This is a genomic window from Dokdonella sp. GW821-FHT11D02 (assembly GCF_058808595.1).
Window position 1 is genome coordinate 1,534,466 of the sequence record NZ_CM179520.1, and the last position, 22,996, is coordinate 1,557,461.

Here is a 22,996-nt window from a genome sequence, read left to right on the forward strand (position 1 = left end):
ACATCACTACTTCGAGAGACGTCGATCAATTCTTCGCGATGAACCGCTCCACTTCCCGCCCACGCGTCTGGGTCTCGCGCCCGCTGTTCGACGACATCCTCGATCGCTTGCGCGAGCACTTCGAGGTCGAGGTCGAAAGCGAGGACCGCGATTGGACGCGCGAGCAGATGGCGCAGAAGCTGCACGACAAGAGCGGCGCGATCCTCGGCGTCGCCGATCCGGTCGATGCGAGCGTGATCGCGCGGACGCCGCAATTGCGTGCGATCGCCAATCGCGGCGTCGGCCACAACAATCTCGATCTCGCCGCATTGAGCGCGGCCGGCATCTTTGCTACGAACACGCCGGGCGTGCTCGATGAAACTACCGCGGATTTCGCCTGGGCGTTGATGCTCGCGACGGCGCGACGCGTGACCGAAGCCGAGCGCTACCTGCGCGCGGGAAATTGGCACGGCATGTCCTTCCACATCATGCTCGGCGGCGACGTGCACGGCCGCACGCTAGGCATCCTCGGCATGGGCCGCATCGGCCGTGCGATCGCGCGGCGCGCGGCGGGATTTCGCATGCCGGTGCTCTATCACAATCGCTCGCGCCTGGACGCGGCGGTCGAAGCGGAATGCGCGGCGCGCTACGTCGAGCGCGACGCCTTGCTGCGCGAAGCGGACTTTCTCGTGCTCGCCGTGCCGATGACCGCACAGACGCGCCATGCGATCGGCGCGGCCGAGCTCGCGCAGATGAAGCGCGACGCGTTCCTGATCAACATCGCACGCGGCGGCGTGGTCGACGATGTGGCGCTGGTCGCCGCGCTCGCGCAAAAGCGCATCGCCGGTGCCGGCCTCGACGTGTTCGAGCGCGAGCCGGCGGTGCCGGCGGAGATGCTCGCGCTCGACAACGTCGTGCTGACGCCGCACATCGCCAGCGCCAGCCTGGCGACGCGGCGCGCGATGGCCGCGATGGCGGTCGACAACCTGATCGCCGCACTCGGCTACGGCCCCGATGCAGGGCGGCCGCCGAACCTCGTCAATGCCCAATCGTCATTAGCGCGCGGCGCTTGATCCGATCCATCCTGCAACGTTCCATTTCGCCGATTCCCCACTCCGATTTCTGGCAGAACCGATGAACGACAAGACGAAGTACAACGTAGCGATGGTCGGCGCGACCGGTGCGGTCGGCGAAGCCCTGCTCGCGATCTTGAAACAGCGCGACTTCCCGATCGCCGAACTGGTGCCGCTGGCGAGCGAGCGTTCCGCCGGCGACAAGGTTGCGTTCGGCAACCGCGAAGTGGTGGTCAGGAATTTGGCCGAGTACGACTTCAACGGCATCGACATCGCGTTCTTCTCCGCCGGCGGCAGCGTGTCGAAAGAGCACGCGCCGCGCGCCGCCGCGGCCGGCGCGGTGGTGATCGACAACACCTCCGAGTTTCGCTATCAGCCCGACATCCCGCTGGTTATCAGCGAGGTCAATCCGCACGCGATCGCGCAGTACACCGCGCGCGGCATCATCGCCAACCCGAACTGTTCGACGATGCAGATGCTGGTCGCGCTGGCGCCGATCCATCGCGCCGTCGGCATCGAGCGCATCAACGTTGCGACCTATCAGTCGGTGTCCGGCGCGGGCCGTTCCGGTGCCGAGGAGCTCGGCCGCCAGACCGCGGCGCTGCTGAATTTCCAGGACGTCGCGCCGGCCAAGTTCCAGGCGCAGATCGCGTTCAACCTGATTCCACAGATCGACGACTTCCAGCCCAACGGCTACACCAAGGAAGAAATGAAGATGCTGTGGGAGACGCGCAAGATCCTCGAAGATCCCTACATCATGGTGAATCCGACCGCCGTGCGCGTGCCGGTGTTCTATGGTCATTCCGAGGCGGTACACATCGAGACGCGCGAGAAGCTCACGGCGGAGGCGGCGCGGCAGTTGCTCGAGAACGCACCCGGCGTCGTCGTCGTCGACGAACGCAAGCCGGGCGGATATCCGACACCGGTATCGCATGCCGCCGGCAAGGACGACGTCTTCGTCGGGCGCATTCGCGAAGACATCTCCCACCCGCGCGGACTGAACTTGTGGATCGTGTCCGACAACATCCGCAAGGGTGCCGCGCTGAACGCGGTGCAGGTCGCCGAGCTCCTGATCCAGTCCTATCTCTGAGCGCTCCGCGGGTCCGGAGAGGGGCGCTTCGCGTTCATGTAGGGCGTGGAATGTTGACCCGTTCGCGGATCGTCGCGGAGACAGGTTTCCCAATCGCCTGTAGAGGTTACGATTGTGTTATAAGCCCGTTTCGAGATAGCCCGATACGGGCCGGTCATGGAAGGGCGGTTGAAAAATCGCTGCTGCACAGGGTTTGGTGCCGTCCCATCGAGGGCTCGAACGCTCGATGCGACGAACGTGGCGCGGCCCTACCGCGACCGCATTGCTTTACAGACTATTGAAGATTTTGGGGGGACGCCTGGATGAAACGATCGTTGCAGCTTCCGCTTGCGATCGCGCTCGCGCTGAGCGCGGCGAATGCGTCGGCGCTGGGGCTCGGCCCGGTGCACGTCAATTCGAGACTGAACCAGCCGTTGGACGCCGAAATCCCAGTCCTTCAAGGCACCGTCGGCGAGGCAGAGGGCCTGTTGGTCAATTTGGCCGGTGCCGAGGATTTCGAGCGCGTCGGCCTGAACCGCTCGCGCCTGACCGTACCGCTCGATTTCGCCGTGACGAAGAACAATCGCGGCGAGGTCTTCATCAAGATCACCAGCAAGGAGCCGGTGCGCGACACCTTCCTCGACGTGCTGGTCGAGGCGAATTGGCCGAAGGGCCGTTTGCTGCGCGAATACGCGATCCTGCTCGATCCGCCCGTGAGCGCTCCGGCGACGGCACGCAGCGCTCCAGCCGCGAGCAACCCCAATGCACCGGGCTCGGTCACCCTGATCCGGCGTGAGCCGCGTGCCGAACGCAGCACCGCCGCCGCACCAGCGCCAACACCCGCGCCGCGCCAGAAGCCGGTGCCTGCCGCCGCGGAGCCTGCGCGCAAAGCGAGCGGCGGCGAGTACGGACCGGTCGAAGCGGGCGAGACGTTGTCGGCGATCGCGCGTGCGGAAGCCGGTAGCGGCGTTTCGCACAACCAGATGATGCTGGCCCTGCTCAAGCACAATCCGAACGCGTTCTATCGCAACAACATCAACGCGCTCAAGCGCGGTGCGATCTTGCGCATCCCCTCGGCCGCCGAAGCGAAAGCGATCGGTTCGGCCAGCGAAGCGGCGACGCAGGCACAAGCGCAGATCGAGGATTGGCGCGGTGGACGCGCCAGCCCGACCCTGGTCGCCGATGCCGGCACCCCGGCCGCCGCGCCCGCGGCCGCCGACAAGAGCAAGAGCGCCGCGCCGAAGACGGCCGCCGCCGGCAAGAGCCCCAGCGAGCGGCTCGAGCTGGTACCGCCCAAGGCCGGTAAGGACAGCCTCGCGATGGCCGACCGCCCCGGTAGCGGCGGCGGCAGTCCGGCGCTGACCGAGATCAAGGCCGAACTTGCGCGCACCAAGGAAGCCCTGACCGCACGCAGCCAGGAAACGGGCGAGCTGAAGTCGCGCGTGCAAGAACTCGAGGACATGAAAGGCAAGAACGATCGCCTGATCAGCCTCAAGGATTCGGAGATCGCCGAGCTGCAGCGCAAGTTGAAGGAGATGCAGGACCCTGCCTCCAAGAACGCTGCGGCCAAGCCCGCCACGCCGGCACCCGCTGCGAACGCGCCGGTGGCTGCGGCCAAGCCGACGGATAGCAGCAAAGCGCCGCCGAGCAAGGACGAGATCTGGGGCAATGCGGATGCGACCGCAGGCGCCAAACCCGCCACCGATCCGGCCAAGCCCGCTGCCGATGCGGCCAAGCCGGCCGCCGCTGCCGCAGCGACATCGACGACTACCGTGCCGCTGGCGGAAACCCCGGCGACCACTAACGCGACACCGGCTGCGTCCACGCCCGCGCCTGCTCCGGCAGCGACGACCGGTACTCCCGCGCCGACCGCATCGACGCCGACATCGAGCACAGCCGCACCGGCGCCTACCGACGCTGCGCCGACCTCGCCACCGGCCGCAGCGGCGCCCAAGCCGGCCGCTGCTGCGGCTACGCCAAAGACCGACACCAAGCCGAAAATCAAACCTGTCGCCGCCGCGCCTTGGTACGAGGAACCTTGGGTTCTTCCGGCCGCACTCGGCGGCGGACTGGTGTTGCTGCTCGCTGCCTTGTTCGGCCTGCGCAAGCGCAAACCAGCGGCGACGCCCGAACGCGGCTCGATCGCGAGCGCATTCGGCGATTCGCCGCTATCTTCCGCGGGCGCGGCGTCGGCCGATTCGGTCTACGACACCGAAGAGAACAGCCTGCGCGAGCAGATCGCGCGCGATCCGCACAACCTCGGCTTGCGTCTTGAGCTGTTGAGCATTCACTACGCCGAACGTGCGACGGACAAGTTCGAAGCGGCCGCCGCGGAAATGCACGGCTACGTCACCGATCCGACTCAGCCGGAGTGGCAGGAAGCCTTGGCGATGGGGCAGGAGATCGCGCCGCGCAATCCGCTGTTCGCCACGGCGCAGCATGGCGTGATCGACGACGAAATCGAGCTGCCGTCGGAGCCGGTCTCCGCGCCGGTTCCGCCTGCGCACGGCTATACCTCGCCGTCGCGCTACGAGGACGATTTCGCCGCCGACTTCGAGCCGACGGTCGAGCCGCCGAAGCCGGTCGCGCCGGCCGATGCGCGCCTCGGTTTCGGCCTCGACGACGACACGTTCGAAACGCATCCGTCGACGCAGCCGGCCAAAGCGGACAAGCTCGACAGCGGATTCGAGTTCGATCTGCCGCCGCTGGATTTCGATCCGCCCGCCAAGCCCGTCGCGGCAGCGGCCGAGCCGATCGAGGACGACTACTTCGGTGGCGAAGATGCGGTCGGCACCAAGCTCGATCTGGCCAAGGCCTACATGGACATGGGCGATCCGGAAGGCGCGCGCTCGATGCTCGATGAAGTCATCGCCGAGGGCAATGCGGCGCAGAAGGCCGAGGCGCAGCGGTTGTTGGCGGAAGTGCGCTGAGACGCCGGGATTGGAGATTGGGGATTGGGGATTGGTGAAAGCATGGGCGACTCGCGCTGGTAGCGGCGCAGATTCGCTCTGACCCATCCCGCTGCGCTTCGGTTTGCACCGAAGCGCGGCCCTTGTACGCTCTCCGAATCCCCACTCCCGAATCTCCAATCCCCGCTTCAATGCGCCTCGCCCTAGGCATCGAATACGACGGCACCGATTTCTCCGGCTGGCAGCGTCTCTCGCACGGACGCAGCGTGCAGGGCGAGGTCGAGGCCGCTTTGTCGTTCGTCGCCGATCACAGCGTCGAAGTCACCTGCGCGGGGCGCACGGACGCCGGCGTACACGCGCGCTGTCAGGTCGTGCATTTCGACACGCAGTCCGCACGCAGCGAGCGCGCTTGGGCGCTCGGTGCGAATTCGCGCCTGGCACGCGATGTCGCCGTGTTGTGGGCGCAACCGGTCGCCGACGATTTCCATGCGCGTTTCGGCGCGCGCGCGCGACGCTACCGCTACACCATCCTCAATCGGCCGATCCGCGCCGCACTCGCCGCACGCTTCGTCACCTGGGAACGCGTGCCGCTCGCAGTCGAGACGATGCATCGCGCCGCGCAAGCCTTGATCGGCGAACACGATTTCAGCGCGTTCCGCACCTCACAGTGCCAGGCGAATTCGCCGATGCGCGAAGTGCGCGAGATCGCGGTCGTCCGCCACGGCGAGGAAGTCGCGATCGAGATCGAAGCCAACGCGTTCCTGCATCACATGGTGCGCAACATCGTCGGCTCGCTGCTGCCGATCGGACGCGGCGAACAGCCGCCGGAGTGGCTCGGCGAGTTGTTGCGCGGCCGCGATCGCGGCGTCGCCGGACCGACTGCGCCGGCATCCGGGCTGGCCTTTCTCGCGCCGCGCTATCCGGCGCAGTGGAAACTGCCGGCCGAGGTGACGTTGTGAACCGCCTCGCGTCGAGGTTTCGACGCACCGAAGTCGCATCACTCGCGATCGGATGTCGTGCACGATGAACACGCGCACGCGCATCAAGTTCTGCGGTCTGACGCGCGAGGAAGACGTACGCGCAGCCGTCGCGCTCGGCGTCGACGCGATCGGCTTCGTGCTCACGCGCAAGAGCCGGCGCTTCGTCGAGCCGGCGCGAGCACGCGCGTTGCGCGAAGACTTGCCGCCGTTCGTCGCTGCGGTCGCGCTGTTCATGGATGACGAGGCGGACTGGATTGAACGAACTGCAGAAATCGTTCAGCCCGACATGCTGCAGTTTCATGGTGAAGAGCCGCCGTCGTTCGTCGCGCGCTTCGCGCGCCCCTATCTGAAGGCGGTACCGATGGGCTCAACCGCCGATGCGGCGGCCTATGCCGAGCGCTATTCGGAGGCGCGCGGCTTCCTTCTCGACAGCCACGCCAGCGGCGGCGCTGGCGGCACCGGCGCTCGCTTCGATTGGTCCAAAACGGTATCGCTGCAGCGTCCCATCGTGCTCGCCGGAGGACTCGACGCGAGCAACGTGGCGCAGGCGATTGCGCAAATGCAGCCGTTCGCGGTGGACGTTTCGAGCGGTATCGAGTCCTCGCCTGGCATCAAGGATGCCGCGAAGATGCGCGCATTCGTCGCCGCGGTGCGCGCGGCGAACCGATAATCGCGCGCGATCCGCATCGTTCGCGTTTGCATTCGTCGCCAAAGTCCGCGTGAAAAAGTTGTGCTAGCGTCGATCGGCCAGGCGCCACGAGGCGCAAATTCTGGCGAGCGCTATCTTCCAAACCTCTAACAGGCGGGTGAGTTATGACGATACTGCATCGTGTTTCGTTGTGGGCGATGGGCACCGTGGCAATGTTCTCGATGGCCGGTCTTGCTCTCGCGGGTGGGCCGAGCGACCCGCATGGTGGAAAGACTCTCGCGGGTGGACCGAGCGATCCGCATGGCGGACCGACGACCACGAGCGGGCCGAGCGATCCGCATGGCGGACCGACGACCACGGGCGGACCGAGTGATCCGCACGGCGGACCGACCACCACGAGCGGACCGAGCGATCCGCATGGCGGACCGATGCTCACGAGTGGACCGAGCGATCCGCACGGCACAGCGAAGGCAACGACTGGTCTCGGCCAGGCAAATCCGCCGTCTTTCAACGTCAGCGAGAGTGCGGCATGGAGGGTCTACGAGCTCGAGCGCGACGGAATCCAGTACCTGCAGGTCAACGACCGCCGCGGCAACGTTCGCGCCATCATCGGCGGCGTCGGCGAAACATTCTGGACGCTACCGGCCGGCAGCGCTGCGGACCGCGTCTCGCTGCCGCAACAGAGCGTGTCGATTCCGGCAGGCGCGTTGCGGACCGAGATCTACCGCACGACGGATGTCGTGCTGGCCGCCTACGAGGTGGACGGCGGCATCATCTGGTCGATCGAGGCGCCCGACGCCACGCGTTGAACAGTCGGCGCTTGGTTCTTCGGTTCGACCAATGACAGCCGGATGTGATTGCGGCGGCACGAAACCGTGCCGCCGTAGGCCAAGGCTCGCACCGTCAGCGAATCGACGGCGCGTGCCGCGGTCTGCGGTGACAGCGTACGTGCGCGGTCGAGTAGGAAGACGTTGATGACGATGCCTCGATGCGGGCCTTTGCGCCCGCATCGAGCGCGGATTTTGACGATGCCCGATTCGTCCTGCAGCAGAATGGCGACCGCATCGCAGACGCTGCGGTAGGCAGCCAGCTGCATTCCCAGGCTCAGCTGGCACGGATTTCCCGTGAGATGCGGCGAGGTAAGGCGATCGGATTGTTCCCATACCTCGGCGATGCCGCTCGATTGCAAGACCAGATACAGACCGTAGTGCTCGATGCCCGACGGGTAGATGAGGCTCAATTGTTCGCGGAATAGGTGCCCCTGCTTCACGCTCGAGCGCAGCATGTCCGTCGCGGCCGCATTGTGGCCGCGCTCGCGCAACCACTGCGCCGTCTTGCGGAACGCATCGTCCATTTCGTCACTGAGGACAGTGATGCGCGCTGCGCTTTCGCGCAATTTGCGCTCGCTGGCGAGCAGATTGACCTGCGCCAGCGACAGCGCGCTCCTTTCGATGCGATCGCGATGCATGAACTTGTAGTAGAAGTGGGAAATCGTCGATCCGAGCAGCAGCAGCGCGGTACTCGCCATCGCCAGGGTCTCCTGTGCGACGAGAGCGTTCAGATCACGTGATCCCAGCGGATCTGCGCGTTCTATCGTGAATCCCACGATCAAGTTCAGAGCGGCGACGCCGACGGCACCGCCTTGCCAGCCGTGCAGGCAAGTCAGCACGATGACCGGCAGCAGCATCAGGATGCGCAAGCTGTTCTTCGCCGCGATTTCCTCTACCGGAAGTTGCATCGCATAGACGCCGAGCGTGGCGATGAGGAGCAGCGCGATCGCCACGTCCAACCGCCAGTGCCTGGAAAACTGAATCGACAGGTGGCGGTGTTTCCACAGCATCACCAGGGGCACGCAGATCAGGATGCCGAGATAATCTCCGATCGCAAAGGTGATGGCGCCGTCCCACGAGACCGCGGTATGGCGAGTGGGCATCAGCAGCCAGGCCATGCTCAAGTTGAGCGCGGTGATGCAGATCGCGCACAGCGCAGCCATCGAGACCAGCCCGTAAGGATTGCCCGAGCCGATCAGGCGACGGTGGCGGTGGACGATCAGCGCGGCCATCGGCATCAACACGGCGGAGGAGAATACGACCCAAGGCAAGCCGAATTTGTCGATCAGCGGATAGCGCATATAAGCGAAGGCCGCATACTCGCCGGCTATCAGATACGGCCAGTAGCGCGGCGCCAACAAGAGCAGGGCGCCCACGCGCAAGCCGGCTGAAAGCATCCATTGGTCGACCGAGACTTTTTGGCGCACCAGGCAGAACACGATCGCGTACGCCGCCATCAGCAGCAAGCCGCTCAGGCGAATACGCAGCTGAAATTCCTGTTCCAGCCAATTCAGTCGCACTGATACGGCCTCTTGGTCATTTGCGCATGAAAACCGGATGAAGATTTTCGTCAATGAGACGATGCGAAGCATAAGCATCCTTGCCCGAGCTCATTAGCGTCAAGTCGAGAAACCGGGCACTACCCAATACATTGAATCCGGTCACAAAGTCGGAAGCCCTGAAGGCGTTAGCACGGTGCCCGCGAGCGTGCCTTGCAGACCCGCCTCCTCCTGCATCGCCTGCGTTCCGCCGCGACGATTCGACCGCATAGCCCGGGAAACGATCCCCGACGGCGAAATCGCGCCAGATTAGGTACGCTATGCGCACTCCGATGGACCGATCGACTCGCCCACTTCCTTCTCCGCCGTTCGGCCGCTCTTTGCGTCGATGGCGCCGCGTGCCCGCCGCTGCGGTGCGATAGCGCTCGCCGTCGACGCATCGTCCCTGCGGCTCGCCGCCAGTCCGGCCAGCTGTTCCATCTTAGCGCTCGTGCAGCGCTGGGCAAGCCTTCCGTTCCGGAGAGTTCCATGCCGACCCAACCTTCCCCCGACGTCGCCGCCGCGGCGATCGATTACGCGCACTATCCCGATGCGCGCGGCCGCTTCGGCGACTACGGCGGCTCCTACGTCGCCGAAACCCTGATCGCACCCTTGGCTGAACTGACCGCCGCCTACGAGGCTTTGCGCGTAGCCCCGGCCTTCGTCGCCGAGTTCGAACGCGATCTCAAGTACTACGTCGGCCGCCCTTCGCCGATCTACCACGCCGAGCGCCTGTCGCGGCAGATCGGCGGCGCGCAGATCCTGCTCAAGCGCGAGGATTTGAATCACACCGGCGCGCACAAGATCAACAACACGATCGGACAGGCGCTGGTGGCACGCCACATGGGCAAGCGCCGCGTCATCGCCGAAACCGGCGCCGGCCAGCACGGCGTCGCCACCGCGACGGTGTGCGCGCGTTTCGGCCTCGATTGCGTCGTCTACATGGGCGCGACCGACATCGAGCGGCAGAAGATCAACGTCTATCGCATGAAGCTGCTCGGCGCCGAAGTGGTGCCGGTCACCTCGGGCTCGAAAACGCTCAAGGATGCGCTCAACGAGGCGATGCGCGACTGGGTCACCAACGTCGCCGATACCTTCTACATCATCGGCACGGTCGCAGGTCCGCATCCGTACCCGCAGATGGTGCGCGACTTCAATAGCGTGGTCGGACGCGAAGCACGCGCGCAGATGCTCGAGCAATACGGGCGCTTGCCGGACGTGATCACGGCCTGCGTCGGCGGCGGCTCGAATGCGATCGGCTTGTTCCACGCGTTCTTGAACGATCGCGAGGTGCGCATCGTCGGTGCCGAAGCGGCCGGAGAGGGCATCGCGAGCGGCCGTCATGCGGCCTCGCTCGCCGCCGGCCGCCCGGGCGTGCTGCACGGCAATCGCACCTACGTGCTGTGCGACGACGACGGTCAGATCACCGAGACGCATTCGGTCTCGGCCGGGCTCGATTATCCCGGCGTCGGTCCCGAACACGCCTTCCTCAAAGACAGCGGCCGCGCGAACTACGTCGGCGTCACCGATGCTGAGGCACTTGCCGCATTCCATCAGCTCGCGCGCAGTGAGGGTATTTTGGCGGCGCTCGAATCAAGTCACGCGGTAGCGCAGGCGATGAAACTCGCGCGCGACTTGCCGAAAGAAGCGCTGGTGCTGTGCAACCTGTCGGGGCGCGGCGACAAGGACGTGCATACGATCGCGGCGCGAGAGGGAATCGAGCTGTGAGGATCGATATCGCAAGCCCTCATTCGCCGCGCCGGCATTTGCGCACAAGCGGGAATCCATTACCGCTTTTCCTTCGCACCGGCGATTTCATTCATTTCTCGGTGGACGCCCGTCTGTGCGGGCTAGACGACGACGCGGGGCGCACATGAACCGGATCGACCAACGCTTCGCCCAACTGAAAACCCAGCGCCGTACCGGCCTGATTCCCTTCGTCACTGCCGGCGATCCGCTGCCGCAGGCGAGCGTCGCGCTGATGCACGCGCTGGTCGAGGCCGGCGCCGATCTGATCGAGCTCGGCGTGCCGTTCTCCGACCCGATGGCCGACGGCCCGGTGATCCAGCACGCCAGCGAACGCGCGCTCGCCAAGGGCATTGGCCTGCGCCAGATCTTCGGCTGGGTACGCGACTTCCGCGCGCGCGATTCGTCCACGCCGATCGTGCTGATGGGCTATCTCAATCCGGTCGAGATCTTCGGCGCGACACGCTTCGCGCAGGCGGCGGTCGAGGCCGGCGTCGACGGCGTCCTGCTGGTCGACTGCCCGATCGAGGAGTTCGAAACCGCAGCGCCCTTGCGCGAAGCGGGGTTGCGCCAGATCTTCCTAGCCGCACCGACCACCACCGCCGATCGCCTCGAGCGAGTCTGCGAGGCGGCGCAGGGATTCCTGTACTATGTTTCGTTCGCCGGCATCACCGGCGCGGATCGGCTCAGTCAGGACGACGTGCGTACACGCGTCGGCGCGATCAAGCAACGCGCGCGGACGCCGGTCGCGGTCGGTTTCGGCGTACGCGATGCGGCTGCCGCCGCGGCGATCGGCGAGTTCGCCGATGCCGTCGTGATCGGCAGCGCCCTGGTCGAGCGGCTCGCCGGTGCGGCCGACGCGGACGAAGTCACGGCGCGAGCGCGCGAGTTCCTCGCTCCGATCCGAGCCGCGCTGGATGCGCGCGAAAACACCTGAAGGCGAAGAGCCTGAGTCACGAACGACACGAAGAACGCGGAGGCAAGGTTATCGGAGGCGGAACAGCGGTACGTTCCCGGATTCTTCGCTCTTTGATTCTTCGCGTCGTTCGCGTTCGGCGTGCTTCACTCTTTTGATACCGGCCCGACAACGGTCGGAGAAATACGGAAAAACACATGAACTGGTTGCAGAAACTCGTCGGCCCGCGGACTCGGGCCGCCGGAGCGGGAAAGGGTAAGGTGCCCGAAGGCCTGTGGGAAAAATGCGAGGGCTGCGGCGCGGTGCTGTACAAGCCCGAGCTCGAAGCCGCGTTGATGGTGTGCCCCAAATGCGGCCACCATCATGCGATCCGCGCGCGTGCGCGCCTCGCGGCGTTCCTCGATGCGGGCAGTACGCAGGAATTGTTCGAGAGTCTCGAGCCGACCGATCCGCTCAAGTTCCGCGACACCAAGAAGTACAAGGATCGCCTGCTCGCCGCGCAGAAGCAGACCGGCGAAAAAGACGCGCTAGTCGCCATGCGCGGTACGCTGCTGGGTCAGCCGACCGTCGCCACGGCATTCGAGTTCGCCTTCATCGGCGGTTCGATGGGCTCGGTCGGCGGCGAGAAGTTCACGCGTGCGGCGGAGCTCTCCTTGGCCGAACGCATGCCGCTGGTCTGCTTTTCCGCCAGCGGCGGTATGCGCATGCAGGAAGGCTTGTTCTCGCTGATGCAGATGGCCAAAACCTCGGCCGCGCTCGCACGCCTGCGCGACGCCGGCGTGCCCTTCGTCAGCGTGCTGACGCATCCGACCACCGGCGGCGTCTCCGCCAGCCTCGGCATGCTCGGCGATCTCAACATCGCCGAACCGAAGGCGCTGATCGGTTTCGCCGGACCGCGCGTGATCGAGCAGACCGTGCGTGAAACTCTGCCCGAAGGTTTCCAGCGCTCCGAATTTCTGCTCGAGCACGGCGCGATCGATCTGATCGTCGATCGGCGCGAACTGCGCGCAAAAATCGCCGCCATGCTCGACTTGCTGACCAAGCGTCCGCACGCCGCGTAATCGCCTCATCCGAACGGCCGCTCGGCACAGTTGTGCCGAGCGACGCTCGTGCCGGACACGCACGGCAATTCGCAGCTTCCTCTGAAAGGCTTTCCTATCCGCTCCCTCCGCGCGTCTTCACGCGCACGGGCGGCAGTGCGCATTGTGCGGCCGGTCACATTTTCGGCATTCCACACCGAAATCCCAAGCACGACAAATGTCGTTAGCGTGTGAAAAATGCGGCGATTGATTTTATTTTTTCAACGCCACAAGAATTTACATGCAATTCGTGAGTGACTTCGCAAAATAGGGGAAAGCTGGGTGTAACCACCGATCGATCGTTTAGAGCGTGCGACGTCCGCACGGGGGAATAGCGCTAACGACGGTCCGCACCTCGGGATGCAAAAGCGCGCGGCGCTAGGGGAAAAACATGGATTTGGACACCGGATCGCAAGACGAGCCTGCCCGTCCCCTCGTTGGCGCATTCACGCGCAGCGTCCGCACTGAATCGCCGCCAGCCGCTGCGCAAAGCCGGCTCGTCTTACCGCTCTTATCGATGCGCCCCGCTTCCGTTCGCTCGTTGCTGACGAACGCGATTCGCGATCTGCACGCGCGCCTCACCTCCATCCAGCCACGCCGCCGCAGCGGAACGAGCGGGCGTCCGCTCGTTGCATCGACTTTCGACCAAGGAAACGCCATGCGTGTTGCCCACACCGATCGCCCGACACCTTCCTCGCCGCGCCGGCTGATCGACGCAAACGGTCGAATGAGATCCGCGATCCGCCTCACCGCAGCGGCGTTGGTGCTGTCGGTCGGGGTGATGACGGCGCCGACGGCCTACGGCGCCGGCGCGACCTCGCAGCGCGACGTGAATCCGACCGGCGGCGTGCTCGCCAACGGCTCCGACGGCCTGCGCATGCGCTGGGGCAGCAACAGCCAGTTCCAGGTCAATCTCGCCGGCAGCGGGCAGGTCTATGAGCCCGGTAGCACACCGCAGACCGGCACCGCGATCTTCAACAGCGTGTATCTGCGCGTCGACCGCGGCACGAATGCGACGACACGCGTCTACACCAATGCCGACAACGCCACCGGCGCCCCGTTCTCCACCTTTACCCAAGTTTCGCAAAGCGCGATCAGCGGCGCCGGCACGGCCGCATCGCCGTGGGTGGTGACGACCGTCCTGCGGCCGTCGGTCGCCGCGGACAACGGCATCACGGTCACGCTGACCGACAGCTATGTGCGGCCGCAGGGCTGGTTCACGCGTCGCGTCGCGCTCACCGGCATGCCGACCACCGGCGCTGCGCTCAAGTTCTATCAGAACATCGACACCTTCCTGCAAGGCGGCGACGAAGGCCCCGGTTTCTCGCGCGTCAGCCCCGGCAATACCAGCGGCATCCCGGACGTGGTCGGCGTCATCAAGAACAGTCAATTCGAAGCGCTCTGGTACGAACCCTCGTCGGGCACGCCGATCTGGGATCGCTACTACACCGGTTACTACGACGACGTCAGAACGCTGACCTGCAACGGCACCGTCACCGCGACCAATCCCTGCGTCACCGGCACCGGCAACCTCAACAACACCGTCGACACCAACCCGACCACCGACAACGGCATGGCGGCGCAGTGGAACGTGCCGGCCGGCTCGGCTTCCTTCACGCTCGAATATCGCGTCACTTTCGCGATGGGCGCGGTCGACCTGACCAAGGCCTTCAATCCGACCACGATCGCGCTCAACGGCGTTTCCACGCTGACCTTCGACTTGAGCAACAAGACGGTCAACGCGGTCGCCAGCATGAACTTCCTCGACACATTGCCGAGCGGCGTGGTGGTCGCGCCGACACCGAACATCCGCACCAGCTGCCCCGCCGGCGGTGCGCTCGGTACGACCTTCCCGGCCGGCATGACGGTTACCGCGGCGGCCGCCAGCGGCACCATCCAGCTCACCGGCGGACGCGTCAACGGCGCCGCCAGTGCGGGCGGGCAGATGGCCTGCCAGATCGCGGTCGACGTGACCTCCGCGACGGCCGGCGTGTACCACAACACCAACGCCAGCATCAGCGGCGTCGCCAATCTCAGCAACCTGGTCGGCGATGAAGTGCTGGCCGTGGCGATCCCGCAACTGGCCGCTGCCAAGTCCGTCGTCGGCACGCTGGCGAGCGGGCAGACCGGCGCAGCCGGCGACGGCTACTACCAGATCACCGTACAGAACAACGGCACCGGCCCGACCTCCGCCGCGATCAACCTGGTCGACACCTTGCCGGCCGGCTTCACCGCCACCGCCGTTTCGAGCGCCAACGGCACGGTCAACTGCGGCGCCTTACCGGCCGGCGGAACCTTGACCTGCACGTTCACGCCGACCGCGCCGATTGCGGTCGGCGGCTCGGCCAGCGTGCGCATCAACGTGGCGATTCCGGCCGCAACCACAGGCTCGGTGACGAACACCGTCGCGGTCGGCGGCGGCGGCGATCCCGATCCGCTGCCGACCTGTCCGAACGCCGGCAATGCGCAATGTGCGCAGACGACGAACCCGGTTTCACCCGGACTCGATCTCTCGATCACCAAGACCGACGGCCGCACGACGTACACGCCCGGCGCGGCCTTGACCTACACCATCATCGTCAGCAATGCCGGCCCCGCCACTGCGACCGGCGCCAACGTCACCGATACCTTCCCGGCGGTCTTCACCGGCACCTGGACCTGCGTGGGCGCCGGCGGCGGCACCTGTATCGCAGCGGGCAGCGGCAACATCAATACGAACGTCACGCTTCCGTCCGGCGGCAGCGCGACGTTTACGGTGTCCGGCACCGTCAGCGCGGCCGCCAGCGGCAATCTCGCCAATACCGCCACGGTGACGGCGCCGGCCGGCAGCGTCGATCTCAATCCGGCCAACAACCAGGCGACCGATACCGATACCGCTGCGCCGAGCGCGAACCTGTCCGCGGTCAAGACCGGCACGGCCAGCGCCGGCTTCGGCGGCGCGCTGAGCTACAACGTGGTGGTGACGAATGCCGGCCCGAGCAACGCGAACGGCTCCACCTTCAGCGACAACGTACCGGCCGGCATCAGCAACGTCGCCGCGAGTTGCGGCACTCCGGTCGGCGGCGCGGTCTGCGGCGCGGTCAACGTCACCGGCAATGCGGTGACGAGCACGATCACCACCTTGCCGCCCAGCGGCAGCGTGACCTTCACCATCACCGGCAACGCGCCCATCAGCGGTGCCTCGGTGATCAATAGCGCCAGCGCGCAACCGCCCGCAGGCACCACCGATCCGGACCCGAGCAACAACTCCGGCTCGGCCACGACAACCCTGCTGCAGCCGCAGCTCAGCGTGAGCAAGAGCGCGACGCCCAATCCGTTCACGGTCGGCCAGCCGGCCAGCTACACCATCATCGTCACCAACGGCGGCGCCGGCCCGACGGCGGGCAACATCACCTTGTCCGATACGCTGCCGACCGGCATCACCCTGGTCAGCGCGAGCGGTGCGAATTGGAGCTGCAGTGGAAGCCCGGCGCTTTCGTGCGTGTTCTCCGGCACCTTGGCGGCCACGGCGAGTACGACGCTGATCTTGAACGTCGCCGTTGCCGCGAACGCGACCAACGCCAACAACACCGCGACCGCCAGCGGCGGCGGCGATGCCGGCTGCCCGGCGGCTGCACGTTGCAGCGGGACCATCACGGTGCCGGTGAACGGCGCCGCCGACATCGCGATGACCAAGACGGTCGACAACGCGGCACCGAACGTCGGCGAGAACGTCGTCTTCACCGTGACCGCGCGCAACAACGGCCCGAACGCCGCGACCGGCGTGGCGATCACCGACGCGCTGCCGGCCGGGCTCACCTTCGTCTCGGCAGCGCCGAGTCAAGGCACCTACAACAACACGAGCGGCCTGTGGACGGTCGGCTCCATCCCCAACGCGGCACAAGCGACGCTGGCGATCACCGCGACCGTGATCCAAACCGGCTCGATCACCAACACGGCGACGAAATCCGCCGGCGACCAGTTCGATCCCGACACCAGCAACAACGCCGCCTCGGCGATGTTGAACGCACAGCCGTCGGCCGATCTGCAGGTGAACAAGAGCGCGAGCACGACCACGCCCAATCTCGGTGCGCAAGTCAGTTTCACCATCACCGTGCGCAACGCCGGCCCGAACGCCGCCACCGGCGTGGTCGTCGACGACTTGCTGCCGACCGGCTTGAACTTCGTTTCGGCGACCGCTTCGGTCGGCAGCTACGACGCCGTCACCGGCGTGTGGACGCTCGGCGCGCTGGCCAACGCCGCGAACGCGACCTTGACGATCGTGGCCACGGTCGGCGTGCCCGGCAATCTGACCAATACCGCCTCGATCGCTGCTTCCGATCAGCACGATCCGAACACCGCCAACGACAGCAGCGGCGTCACCATCAACGGTCAGGCTGCCGACTTGCAGATGCTGAAGACGGTCGATCAGGCCAACCCGACGCGTGGCCAGAACGTGAGCTTCACGATCACCGTGACCAACCAAGGTCCGAGCGCGGCGACCGGCGTGCGCATCGCCGATGCATTGCCGGCCGGGCTGAGTTTCGTCAGCGCGACGCCGAGCTTGGGCAGCTACAACAGCGGCACCGGCCTATGGACCGTCGGCGGCCTCGCCGCGACGGGCGCGGGTGCCACCGCGACCTTGACCCTCGTCGCGACCGTCAACACCGACGCCAGCGTGACCAACACGGCGAGCCTCGACGCGCTCGATCAGACCGACCCCAATCCAGCCAACAACCAAGGCACCGCGACGGTGACGCCGATCGCTAGCGCGAACCTGTCGGTGGCCAAGAGCGGACCTGCGAACGCGACACCCGGCACCAACGTGAGCTACCAGATCGTCGTCAGCAACGCAGGGCCGAGCACGGCGACCGCGGTCAGCCTCGACGATCCGACCCCGGCCGGCCTCAGCTTCGTCTCCGCCGATGCGCCCTGCGCGGGCGGTTTCCCGTGCAACCTCGGCAACATCGCCGCCGGCGCCAACGCGACGGTGAACGTGACTTATGCAGTGCCGTCGGGTTACGCCGGGCCGGGTCCGATCGTCAACACCGCGACCGCGACCAGCCCGACCTCCGACCCGAATTCGACCGACAACTCCGGCACCGCAACGACGCCGATCGTGCGCAGTGCCAATCTCTCGATCACGAAGAGCGGTCCGGCGACGGTCACCGCTGGCGGCACGGTCGCGTACACGATCGTGGTCAACAACGCCGGCCCGAGCGACGCGAACGGCACGACCGTCAGCGATCCCTTGCCGGCCGGCTTGACCAATGCAACGGCGAGTTGCACGGCCAGCGGCGGCGCGGTCTGCGGCGCGTTCGACAACACGGTGGCCGGCACGATCACGACCTTGCCGAGCGGCGGCAGCGCGACGATCACGATCACCGCGACCGCGCCCAACGAACCGACGACCTTGAGCAACACCGCGAGCGTGACGCCACCAGCGGGCACGACCGATCCGACGCCGGGTGACAACACGACTCCGCCGGTGCAAACGCAAGTCGTCGGCTCGGCCAATCTGACGATGACGAAGACCGGTCCCGCCACGGCGACGCCGGGCACGACGGTGAGCTATCAGCTGGTGGTCAGCAACGCCGGTCCGAGCACAGCGACCTTGGTCAGCTTGAGCGATCCGACGCCGGCAGGTTTGACCCTCGTCTCAGCTGATGCACCGTGTGCGGGTGGCTTCCCATGCAACCTCGGCGACATCGCCGCCGGTGGCAGCGCGACCGTCAACGTGACCTACGCGATTCCGTCCGGCCAGAGCGGCACGATCGCGAACACCGCGACCGTATCGAGCCCGATCACGGACCCCGATCCTAGCGACAACAGCAGCACGGTCACGACCGGACTGAGCGGCAGTGTCGACGTGTCGGTGACGAAGACCGGTCCGGCCACAGTGAACGCGGCCGGCACGATCACTTACACGATCGTCGTCAGCAACGCAGGCCCGAGCGACGCGAACGGCACCACGGTCAGCGATCCGCTGCCGTCCGGCCTGAGCAATGCAACGGCAAGCTGCGCCGGCAGCGGCGGCGCCGTGTGCGGTAGCTTCGACAACACGGTCGCCGGCATCATCACGACCCTGCCGAACGGCGGCAGCGCCACGATCACGATCACGGCCACCGCGCCGAACGATGCGACGACGCTGAGCAATACCGCGACAGCGAACCCGCCGGCAGGAACCACCGATCCGACCCCGGGCAACAACACGACGCCGCCGGTGCAGACGCAAGTGACGCCGGTGGCGAATGTCTCGTTGGTCAAGAACGGTCCTGCGACGATTACCTCGGGCAGTCCGATCAGCTACACCTTGCTGATCGCGAACGCAGGTCCGAGCGTCGCGAACGGCGCGAGCTACAGCGACGCGGTTCCGGCCGGCATCACCAACGTAAGCGCGAGCTGCGGCACGCCGACCGGCGGCGCGGTTTGCGCCAATCCGAACGTGACCGGCAACACGGTCAGCGGCACGGTGCCGACCTTGCCGGCGAACGGCTCGGTGACGATCACGATCACCGGCACCGCGCCGATCGGCGCACAGACGCTGACCAACAGCGCCAGCGTGACGCCGCCCGCAGGAACGACCGATCCCGATCCGGCCGACAACACCGACAGCGCCAGCACCGACGTCAGCTCGGCCGCCGACCTGTCGATGCAGAAGACGGTCGACAACGCGGCACCGAACGTCGGTGAGAACGTGACGTTCACGGTGACCGCAACCAACGACGGCCCGAACGACGCGACCAATGTCGCGATCACCGACGGCCTGCCGGTCGGACTCGCCTTCGTCAGCGCCACGCCGAGTCAGGGCACGTACGACAACACGAGCGGCCTGTGGACGGTCGGCACGCTGGTGAACGGCGCCAATGCGACGGTGACGATCACCGCTCGCGTGACGCAGGCCGGTGCGATCGTAAACACGGCGACGGTCAGCGCGAGCGACCAGTTCGATCCGGATACCAGCAACAACGCCGACAGCGAAGCGCTCAACGGCGGTCTGCTCGCGGACATCCAGGTCAACAAGACGGCCGATACATTGACGCCGAACCTGGGCTCGAACGTGAGCTTCACGATCACCGTGCGCAACGCCGGCCCGAGCCCGGCCACCGGCGTCAACGTGACCGATCTGCTGCCCGCCGGCCTCGCGTTCGTGAGTGCGACGCCGAGTCTCGGCACGTACGACGACACCAGCGGCCTGTGGACGGTTGGCGACGTCGCGGCGAATGCGCAGGAGACGCTGACGATCGTGGCGACGGTGACCCAAGCCGGCGCGATCACCAACACCGCGACCGGGGCTTCGAACGAACCCGATCCCAACAGCGCCAACAACCAATCGGGCGTGACACCGAACGGTCAGGCCGCGGATCTGCAAGTCTTGAAGACGGTCGACAACGCCAATCCGCTGCTGGGTCAGAACGTGACCTTCACGGTGACGCTGACCAACCTCGGTCCGAACGCGGCGACCCATGTCACTGCCAATGACGCGTTGCCCGCGGGCCTGACCTTCGTCAGCGCCAATCCGAGCCAAGGCAGCTACGACAACGCGACCGGTGCGTGGACGGTCGGCGATCTCGCCGCCACCGGCGCCGGCGCGGTGGCGACGTTGCAGATCACCGCGACGGTGGCGCAGACGGGCGCGATCACCAACGTCGCGACGAGCGCAGGCGGCGATCAGACCGACCCGACGCCGAGCAACGACGAAGGCCGCGCGACGGTGACGGTACCGGCCAGCGTGGACGTGTCGATCAGCAAGAGCGGCCCGGCCACGATCGAAGCGGCCGGCACGATCACCTACGTGCTGGTCGTGAGCAATGCGGGTCCGGACGCGGCGAACGGAGCGACCTACAGCGACGCGGTACCGGCGGCGATTACGAACGTGCAGGCAAGTTGCGGCACACCGACCGGCGGAGCGGTGTGCGCGAATCCGACCATCACGGGCAACACGGTCAGCGGCACGGTGCCGACCTTGCCGGCGAACGGATCGGTGACGATCACGATCACCGGTACGGCGCCGAGCGAGGTGATCCCACTCAGCAACACGGCGACGGTCACGCCGCCAGCGGGTGGCGACGATCCGGACTCAAACAACAACACGAGTCCGCCGGTCGAGACCGAAGTGACGCCGATCGCCAATCTCTCGATCACGAAGACGGGCCCCGCGACGGTGAGCGCGGCCGGCACGGTCACCTACACGATCGTGGTCAGCAACGCCGGTCCGAGCAAGGCGGACGGTGCGACGGTGAGCGATCCGCTGCCGGCCGGTCTAACGAACGCGACGGCGACCTGCGGTAGCGAAACGGGCGGTGCGGTTTGCGGTGCGTTCGACAACGCCGTCGCCGGCACGATCACGACCTTGCCGAGCGGCGGCAGCGCGACGATCACGATCACCGCGACGGCGCCGACCCAGCCGGCCACGCTGACCAACACCGCGACGGTGACGCCGCCGACCGGTGTGACCGACCCGACGCCGAGCGACAACACCAGCCCACCGGTGCAAACGGAGGTGCAGCCGGCCGCGGACCTGTCGATCAGCAAGACCGGCCCCGCCGCAGTCGCTGCAGGCGGCGCAGTCAGCTACACGCTCGTGGTCAACAACGCGGGCCCGAGCGATGCGAACGGCGCGACGGTCAGCGATCCACTGCCGGCCGGTCTGACCAACGCGACGGCGACCTGCGGCGGAGAGACCGGCGGCGCGGTTTGCGGCGCGTTCGACAACACCGTCGCCGGCACGATCACGACCTTGCCGAGCGGCGGCAGCGCAACGATCACGATCAACGCCACCGCACCGACCCAGCCGGCCACGCTGACCAATACCGCGACGGTGACGCCGCCGACCGGCACGACCGATCCGACGCCGAGCGACAACACCAGTCCGCCGGTGGTGACCGAAGTCGGTGCACCGACCGCGGATCTGTCGATCACCAAGAGCGGCCCGAGCGTGATCGCACCGGGCAACACCCTGGTCTACACGATCGTGGTGACCAATGCCGGCCCGAACACGGCCGCCTCGGTCCAAGTCGCCGATACGACACCGCCCGGCCTGACCTTTGTCGGCAACGCGGGCGCGTGTACCAGCGCGTATCCGTGCGCACTCGGCGATCTGGCCAGCGGCGCCTCGGCGACGATCACCAGCACGTATGAAGTTCCGCTCGACTACGCCGGTGCGAACCCGATCGTGAACACCGCGACGGCAAGCAGCCCGACGAGCGATCCGAACGCAAACAACGACAGCGCGACCGCGCAGACGCCGGTGGACGCGAGCGGGCAGGTGGCCGACATGATGGCGACCGGCGCCGCGACACAGACGGTATCGGTGAACACGCCGGTCGAAGTGGTGACGAGCTGCACCAACAACGGCCCGCTGCCGGCGATCGGAGCGACCTGCACGGTGACCGAACCGAACGGACCGGACTCGACCGGCCCCGGCCCGCTCGCGACCACGTGCACGCCGGCACCACCGGTGGCGAGCCTGGCGGTCGGTGCGACCATCACCTGCACGACGCAGTTCACGCCGACGCAGGCGGGAACGTGGACGCTGCAGACGACGGCGGCGAGCCAGACCCCGGATGCGATCCCGGCCAACAACGTCGCGCCGAGCGTGGTGATCGCGCAGGCGCCCGACACGGCCGATCTGCGCATCAGCAAGCAGGGCCCGGCGACGGCCGCCGCCGGCGGCACCATCGTCTACACGCTGAGCGTGACCAACCAGGGTCCGGCTGCGGCGAGCGCGGTCACGGTGGCCGATCCGACCCCGGCCGGCTTGAGCTTCGTGCGCGCCGATGCGCCGTGCGCGAGCGGGTTCCCGTGCACGCTCGGCACACTGGCGAGCGGTCAGACGGCGACGTTCACGGCGACCTACGCGATCGACGCCGGCCGCCAAGGCACGATCGTAAACACGGCAACGGCGAGCTCGAGCACACCCGATCCGGACCCGGCCAACGACAGCAGCTCGTCGACGACGACGGTGTCGGGCAATCCGCCGATCGAGCAGGTGCCGGTGCCGGTGGATGCGCGTTGGATGCTGGCCTTGATGAGCTTGTTGCTGATGCTGGTGGCTGGCACCAGGCTGTCGCGTCGGCGCGGTTGAAGACCCGCCACTCTCCCTCTCCCGCGGTCGGGAGAGGGTTGGGGTGGGGGCACGTGAGCTAGGTGGCTCGAACCGAGCAGCCACCCCTGGCGCGCGCTCCCCATCGGCTCCCCTCACATGGTCGGAGGACCACGTTCGACAGCCTCGGCCGCTCGTGGCGGC

At 66.8% G+C, this 22,996-nt stretch carries 11 protein-coding genes; 10 read left to right on the forward strand and 1 reads right to left on the reverse strand.

The window, feature by feature from the left end:
• The first annotated feature begins 38 nt into the window (after nucleotides 1-38).
• From AC3QL3_RS06535 to AC3QL3_RS06560, 6 genes are all read left to right on the forward strand, one after another.
• Nucleotides 39-1,052, forward strand: a complete 1,014-nt coding sequence (locus tag AC3QL3_RS06535) for a 2-hydroxyacid dehydrogenase (protein ID WP_492897568.1) — start codon at nucleotides 39-41, stop codon at nucleotides 1,050-1,052.
• 61 nt (nucleotides 1,053-1,113) lie between these two features.
• Complete coding sequence (locus AC3QL3_RS06540; protein WP_492897569.1) at nucleotides 1,114-2,142, forward strand: aspartate-semialdehyde dehydrogenase; 1,029 nt, start codon at nucleotides 1,114-1,116, stop codon at nucleotides 2,140-2,142.
• A gap of 302 nt (nucleotides 2,143-2,444) precedes the next feature.
• The gene (locus AC3QL3_RS06545) at nucleotides 2,445-5,051 is read left to right on the forward strand and encodes a motility hub landmark protein FimV (RefSeq protein WP_492897570.1); all 2,607 of its coding nucleotides are present in this window, start codon (nucleotides 2,445-2,447) and stop codon (nucleotides 5,049-5,051) included.
• 170 nt (nucleotides 5,052-5,221) lie between these two features.
• The gene (gene truA / locus AC3QL3_RS06550) at nucleotides 5,222-5,989 is read left to right on the forward strand and encodes a tRNA pseudouridine(38-40) synthase TruA (protein WP_492897571.1); all 768 of its coding nucleotides are present in this window, start codon (nucleotides 5,222-5,224) and stop codon (nucleotides 5,987-5,989) included.
• Between the two features lie 64 nt (nucleotides 5,990-6,053).
• Nucleotides 6,054-6,680: a phosphoribosylanthranilate isomerase gene (locus AC3QL3_RS06555; RefSeq protein WP_492897572.1), complete on the forward strand. Its 627-nt coding sequence runs from the start codon at nucleotides 6,054-6,056 to the stop codon at nucleotides 6,678-6,680.
• Between the two features lie 191 nt (nucleotides 6,681-6,871).
• Nucleotides 6,872-7,468: a hypothetical protein gene (locus AC3QL3_RS06560; protein WP_492897573.1), complete on the forward strand. Its 597-nt coding sequence runs from the start codon at nucleotides 6,872-6,874 to the stop codon at nucleotides 7,466-7,468.
• Here AC3QL3_RS06560 and AC3QL3_RS06565 read toward each other — a convergent pair.
• A complete protein-coding gene (locus tag AC3QL3_RS06565) occupies nucleotides 7,411-9,081 on the reverse strand; it encodes an MASE1 domain-containing protein (protein WP_492897574.1) in 1,671 nt (556 codons plus the stop codon). The two genes, AC3QL3_RS06560 and AC3QL3_RS06565, sit on opposite strands and share 58 nt — an antisense overlap.
• Nucleotides 9,082-9,516: 435 nt before the next feature.
• On the opposite strand from AC3QL3_RS06565, the gene trpB reads away from it, so the two are divergent.
• The 4 genes from trpB (at nucleotide 9,517) to AC3QL3_RS06585 (ending at nucleotide 22,834) form a co-directional block, all read left to right on the forward strand.
• Nucleotides 9,517-10,755 carry a tryptophan synthase subunit beta gene (trpB, locus tag AC3QL3_RS06570; protein ID WP_492897575.1) on the forward strand — a complete coding sequence of 413 codons (1,239 nt, stop codon included), beginning with the start codon at nucleotides 9,517-9,519 and terminating at the stop codon, nucleotides 10,753-10,755.
• A 145-nt stretch (nucleotides 10,756-10,900) separates the two neighbouring features.
• Entirely contained in the window at nucleotides 10,901-11,710 is an 810-nt protein-coding gene (gene trpA, locus AC3QL3_RS06575) for a tryptophan synthase subunit alpha (RefSeq protein WP_492897576.1), read from the forward strand.
• A 176-nt stretch (nucleotides 11,711-11,886) separates the two neighbouring features.
• Entirely contained in the window at nucleotides 11,887-12,750 is an 864-nt protein-coding gene (accD, locus tag AC3QL3_RS06580) for an acetyl-CoA carboxylase, carboxyltransferase subunit beta (protein ID WP_492897577.1), read from the forward strand.
• 745 nt (nucleotides 12,751-13,495) lie between these two features.
• Nucleotides 13,496-22,834, forward strand: a complete 9,339-nt coding sequence (locus tag AC3QL3_RS06585) for a DUF7507 domain-containing protein (protein WP_492897578.1) — start codon at nucleotides 13,496-13,498, stop codon at nucleotides 22,832-22,834.
• Nucleotides 22,835-22,996 lie beyond the last annotated feature (162 nt).